This is a genomic window from uncultured Amaricoccus sp., assembly GCF_937858865.1.
GTDB lineage: Bacteria > Pseudomonadota > Alphaproteobacteria > Rhodobacterales > Rhodobacteraceae > Amaricoccus.
Genome location: NZ_CALLYO010000191.1, coordinates 1 through 5,792 on the forward strand (window position 1 = coordinate 1; position 5,792 = coordinate 5,792).

Genomic DNA, 5,792 nt, shown 5'->3' on the forward strand with positions numbered 1-5,792 from the left:
CGCGCCGCCTCGTCGAACACCGCGGTGAAGACGAAGGTCGACCCCGCCCCGAGCTCGCTCGACACGGTGATCTCGCCCCCCATCGCCTGCACCAGCTTCTCGCTGATCGCGAGGCCGAGCCCGGTGCCCTCGGTCACGCGCGACATCGAGCTGTCGACCTGGAAGAAGCGCTCGAAGATCCGCGGCAGCGCGGCCTCGGGGATGCCCGGCCCGGTGTCGGCGACGGTGACGGTGAGCTTCGCCTGCGCCCCGCGCTCCAGCGCGGCGTGCACGCCCACGCCGCCGGCGTCGGTGAACTTGACCGCGTTGCCGACGAGGTTGGTCAGGATCTGGCGCAGGGCCTGCGCGTCGCCGCGCACGGTCAGGCCCCTGATCTCGGTCCAGTCGGCCTCGAGGCGGATCCCCTTCCGCGATGCGGTCACCTTCATCATGTCGGTGACCTCGCCGAGCACCGTCTCCGGCTCGAAGGGCATCGATTCGAGCTTGCGGTTGCCCGAGTCGATCCGGCTGACGTCGATCAGGTCGGAGATCAGCGACATCTGCGCGTTGGCGGAGGAAAGGAGCAGGTCCACCAGCTCGCGCTGCTCCTCGTCGAGGCCGGTCATGGCGAGAAGCTGCGTGGCGCCGAGGACGCCGTTCATCGGCGTCCTGAGCTCGTGGCTGACGTTGGACAGGAACTCGGTCCGGCTGCGGTCCGCCGCCTTCGCCGCCACGAGGGCGCGCTCAAGCCGCCGGGCCGAGCGCACGGCGTAGAGCGAGCTGACCGCGCTGATCGCGGTCGCGACGAGGAGCGCGAGCGCGAGCGGGATCGCCGCCTTGCGCAGGATGTTCGCGCCCGGCCGCGGCGCGTCCCAGACCACGTTGGTGATGACGTCGCCCTTGAAGTCGACGAGCGCCACGCTCGCCATGCCCTCGGGGACCTCTTGGCTGAGCGTCAGCTTGGTCGCGAGAAGGTCCCGCCCCAGCGTGCCCAGCCGCTCCTCGGTCAGCCGCGTCCCGTGGATCTGCACCGGCAGCGCGCCGCGCGTCACCCCCGGCGGCAGGCCCTCGACGAGGGTCATCCGCGAGACGGCGAAGAACCAGGGCGAGCCGTCGAACTCGGCGAGGAGCGTGCGCAGCCGCGCGTTGCGCTGGCTCTTGGTATCGAGCAGCCCGAGGATCGCCCCGAGCAGCGGCGCCGGCAGGATGTCGACCTCGCCCTCGGGCGGCGAGCCGGCGATCCAGCCGAAGTTGGTCCGGCCCTCGGGGATGAGGATCGCCAGGTCGAAGGTGCCGAGCTCGGTGACGCTGCTGCCGATGCTGCTGTAGAGCCACTCGCGGTCGTCGTTCATCACCGCGGCGAACCCCTGGTCCCAGATCGAATAGTCGCGGACCAGCGTGTAGGTGCTGGTGCGCACCGCCTCGAGCTCGCTCTCGACCAGGCGCTTCGAGGAGTCGAGCGCGAGGCGGTTGTGCTGCGCCGAGATCCAGAGGGCGGTGCCGAGGACGACGAGGATGAGCAGGACGATCCCGCCGGCGTGGAGCGCCACCAGCCGGTGCGAGAGCCGCAGCGCGTCGTCCTCGTCGTCGCCCTCGCCGGCGGCCCGGTTCGCCCAGTGCGCCGCAGGCGCCGGCTCCGCCTCCGGCCCGACCCCGAGCGCCACGCGCGCCACCCGCTCGCGCCGCGACCGGCGCGCGAGCAGCGCGACCGAGCCGTGCAGCACCATGTTGAGCAGCGGATAGAGCATCAGCTCGGACCAGATCTCGCCCTGGATCGCGAAGGTGGTGGCGCCGAGCAGCGCATAGGCCGAGGCCCAGATCGCCCAGGGCAGCGGCCGCTCGTGGCTCGGGTCGGCCACGACGTTGCGCAGCAGCGGGAAGAAGGCGGTGAGCGTGGTGAGGTTGGCGGCGATGAGGAAGATGACGACCGCGAACCCCCGCGCCTCCTCGTCGATCCAGCGGCTGTAGGCGAGGGCGGCGGCCGCGAGATAGAGGCCGGTCAGCACGAGGTCCGCCTGGAACGAGGCCCGGTCGCGCCAGTCCTCCGGCCACCACTCGCGCGGCCAGTAGCGCGAGGGGTCCTGCCGGCGGGCCCGCCACCAGCAGCGCCCCGCCACGAAGAGCGCCATGCTGCTGCAGACGACGGGAAGGGCGAGCTCGGCCGCCGAAGCCTCGCGGTCCCACTCGAGGAAGGTGAGCAGCGCGGTGCCGTAGGCGAACATCAGCCAGGTCACCGGGTTGGGCTCGATCTCCTCGTCCCGGATATAGAGGAGGTAGCCGACGAGCTGCAGGAAGCCCGCGAGCAGGCCGAAGGTGAGCATCATCTGGTCGCTATGGTTCATCGGTGGATCCGCCCGGCGCGCCAGTCCGCGCCACACATGCCGCCTGCGATCATCAGCCCCTCAGCAATCTTCCGCCGTACTCCCAGAGGCAGGATCGCCCGATATCTCGCAAGATGCGATACCTGAAGCGATAACACATTAACAGCAACTCCACTAGTGCGAGTAAACCCGCCGGGAGAGTGATCTCCACGGATTTATGCTTGTGGTTGTATGTAACCACCCCCGCGCATCGACGGACGCGACAGAAGCCAGGCCTTCGCCCCCCCGAGGCGCCCCCCCGATTCGGGGGTGGCGGACCGCCGGCCGTCGCAGGTAGGAATGGCCTGGACGCCCGCAGAAGGAGGACGCCAGTTGCCCAGGACCGCCGCCCGGGTCTTCGTCGACTGCCTGCTGGCGCAGGGGGTCACCACGGCGTTCGGCGTCCCGGGCGAGAGCTACCTCGCGGTCCTCGACGCCCTCAGCGACGCGCCCGGCATCCGCATGGTCGCCAACCGCCAGGAGGGGGGCGCCGCCTTCATGGCCGCCGCCTGGGGCAAGCTGACCGGCCGGCCCGGCATCTGCTTCGCGAGCCGCGGGCCGGGCGCCGCCAACGCCGCGATCGGCGTGCATTCGGCGCGGCAGGATTCTGCGCCGATGATCCTCTTCGTCGGGCAGATCGGCACCGGCATGCGCGACCGCGAGGCCTTCCAGGAGGTCGACTATCGCGCGGTCTTCGGCCCGCTCGCCAAGTGGGCGGTGGAGATCGACGACCCCGACCGGGTGCCCGAGCTCGTCGCCCGCGCCTTCGCCGTGGCCCAGAGCGGGCGGCCGGGACCCGTGGTGGTCGCGCTGCCGGAAGACATGCTGGCCGCGCCGACCGAGGCCGTCGCCGGCCCGGCCGTGCGCATCCCGAAGGCCGCCCCCTCGGCCGAGGACCTCGCCGGGATCGCCCGCCTCCTCGAGGGGGCCGGGGCGCCGCTCGTCCTCGCCGGCGGCGGGGGCTGGGGCGAGGCCGGCCGGGCCGGCCTGCGCGGCTTCGCCGAGGCGAACCTCCTGCCGGTCCTCGTCGGCTTCCGCAACCAGGACCTCCTGCCGGCGACCAGCCCGAGCTACGCCGGCGACGCCGGCCTCGGCAAGACGGCGGGCGTCCGCCGGCTCCTCGCCGAGGCCGACGTGATCCTCGCCGTCGGGATCGAGTTCAGCGAGATCCTGACCGAGGGCTACCGGCTCTTCCCGATCCCGGAGATGGCGGCGCGGCTCATCCATGCGCACGCCTCGGACGCCGAGCTCAACAAGCTCGAGACCGCCGCCCTGCCCGTCCACGCCCATCCCGACCGGCTGATGCCGGCCCTCGCCGGGCTCCGCCTCGAGGGCCGCGCGCGCTGGGCGGCGCGCACCGAGGCCGCCCATGCCGACTGGCGGGCGAGCCTCGCCACGCCGCCGCAGCCGGGCGGGCTCGACATGGGCGAGGTGGTGCGCCACCTCCAGGCCGTCCTCCCGGCCGACGCCATCCTGACCAACGGCGCCGGCAACTTCGCCACCTGGACCAACAAGCACTTCGCCTTCGGCGAGCGGCAGCGGCTGCTCGCGCCGCAGTCGGGCGCCATGGGCTACGGCGTGCCGGCGGCGATCGCGGCCAGGATCGCCCACCCGGAGCGGACCGTCGTCTGCGTCGCCGGGGACGGCGACTTCCAGATGACCCTGCCCGAGCTCGGCTGCGCGCTGCAGGCGCGCGCCTGGCCGATCATCCTCATCGTCAACAACCGCAGCTACGGCACCATCCGCATGCACCAGGAGCGCCGCTATCCGCGCCGGGTCAGCTTCACCGACATCGAGAACCCGGATTTCGTCGCGCTCGCCGCCGCCTACGGCACCCATGCCGAGCGGGTGACGGCGACGGCGGACTTCCCGGCCGCCTTCGCCCGCGCGCTGGCGAGCCCGACCGGCGCCGTCCTCGAGCTGGCGATCGACACCGAGAGCCTGACGCCGCGCCAGACGCTCAGCGCCCTGCGCGCCGCCGCCGAAGAGGGGGTCTGAACCGATGTCGACGCCAACGATGCCGACGCCAACGCCGGACTACCGGCGCATCCTTCTCACCGGCGCCGCCGGCAGCCTCGGCAGCCACCTGCGCCGCGGCCTCGCCCCGCTCGCCGGCCGCCTCCGGCTCGCCGACGTCCGCGACATGGGCGCGGCGGCGCCGCACGAGGAGATCGTCCGGGTCGACCTCTCCGACAGGGCGGCGGCCTTCGCGGCGATCGAGGGCTGCGACGCCGTCGTGCATTTCGCCGGCCACCCTTTCGAGCAGAGCTTCGAGGAGATCGCCGCCGAGACGCTGCCTGCCTCCTACCACGTCTTCGAGGGCGCCCGCCGCTTCGGCGTCCGCCGGGTGGTCTACGCCAGCTCGATCCACGCCGTCGGCTTCTACCCGGTCGAGGAGGTGCCCGGCACGCGGGTGATGCAGCGGCCCGACACCTTCTACGGCCTCGCCAAGACCTTCACCGAGAACCTCGCCAGCCTCTACTGGGACAAGTTCGGGGTGGAGAGCGTGATGCTGCGCATCTGCTCCTGCTTCGACGCGCCGGCCGACCGGCGGATGCTCTGGTCCTGGCTCTCACCCGCCGACTGCGTGCGGCTGGTCACGGCGGCGCTGACCGCGCCGCGGGTCGGCTTCTCGGTCGTCTACGGCACCTCGGCCAACGCGCGCGCCGCCGTCTCCAACGCCGGGGCCGCCCACATCGGCTTCCGGCCGCTCGACAGCGCCGACGGCTTCGCGGCGGCGGTGATGGCGGCGACCCCGCGGCCCGACCCGAACGAGGTCGCGAGCCGGGTGGTGGGCGGCGGCTTCGCCGCCACCGGCCATCCCGACGATGCCGGCTGACGCCGCGCTCCTGCGCGCGGCGCTCGCGGCCACCTGGCCCGCCGCCGAGGAGCGGCGCCTCGGGCCCTTCCTGCTCCGCCGCGGCGCCGGCGGCGGCGGCCGCGTCTCGGCGGCATCCCTGGCGGAGGCCGACGCCGCCGACGCCGACCTCGCGGCGGCCGAGGCCGCCATGCGCGCCTGGGGACAGGTGCCGCTCTTCCGCCTCTCGCCCGGAGAGGCGGCGCTCGATGCCCGCCTCGCCGCGCGCGGCTATCTCCTCCGCGACCCGACGCTCATCCTCGCCGCCCCGACCGACGCCGTCGCCGCGGAACCGGGCGAGGCGGCGGTCTTCGGCGACGGCCCGCTCGCCTGCATGGCCGAGATCTGGGCCGCGGGCGGCATCGGCCCGGCCCGCCTCGCGGTCATGGCCCGCGCGCCCGCGCCGCGCTGCTACCTGCTCGGCCGGCTCGACGACCATCCCGCCGGGGCGGCCTTCGTCGCGCTCTCCGGCCCCGTCGCCATGATGCACGCGCTCGAGGTCTCGCCCGCCGCCCGCCGCCGCGGCCTCGGCGCCCGCATGACCCGCGCCGCCGCCGACTGGGCGCGGCGGCAGGGGGCCGGGACCTTCGCGCTCG

4 protein-coding genes are annotated in these 5,792 nt (G+C 73.7%); 3 read left to right on the forward strand and 1 reads right to left on the reverse strand.

Annotated elements, in window-relative coordinates:
- Window positions 1–2,321, reverse strand: a 2,321-nt coding sequence (locus tag Q0112_RS05210; protein WP_297972383.1) for an ATP-binding protein, incomplete at its 3' end; no start/stop codon positions are given.
- 351 nt (window positions 2,322–2,672) lie between these two features.
- On the opposite strand from Q0112_RS05210, the gene Q0112_RS05215 reads away from it, so the two are divergent.
- The 3 genes from Q0112_RS05215 to Q0112_RS05225 all read left to right on the forward strand — a co-directional run.
- Window positions 2,673–4,337: a thiamine pyrophosphate-dependent enzyme gene (locus tag Q0112_RS05215; protein ID WP_367278440.1), complete on the forward strand. Its 1,665-nt coding sequence runs from the start codon at window positions 2,673–2,675 to the stop codon at window positions 4,335–4,337.
- Between the two features lie 19 nt (window positions 4,338–4,356).
- Complete coding sequence (locus Q0112_RS05220; RefSeq protein ID WP_297972389.1) at window positions 4,357–5,178, forward strand: NAD(P)-dependent oxidoreductase; 822 nt, start codon at window positions 4,357–4,359, stop codon at window positions 5,176–5,178.
- Window positions 5,168–5,792: GNAT family N-acetyltransferase (locus Q0112_RS05225; RefSeq protein ID WP_297972392.1), on the forward strand; the 625-nt coding region annotated here is incomplete at its 3' end. The genes Q0112_RS05220 and Q0112_RS05225, both read left to right, overlap by 11 nt.

Coding starts and splice junctions, on each gene's coding strand:
- Q0112_RS05220 (WP_297972389.1), top strand. CDS start 4,357: ATGCCGACGCCAACGCCGGACTACCGGCGCATCCTTCTCACCGGCGCC.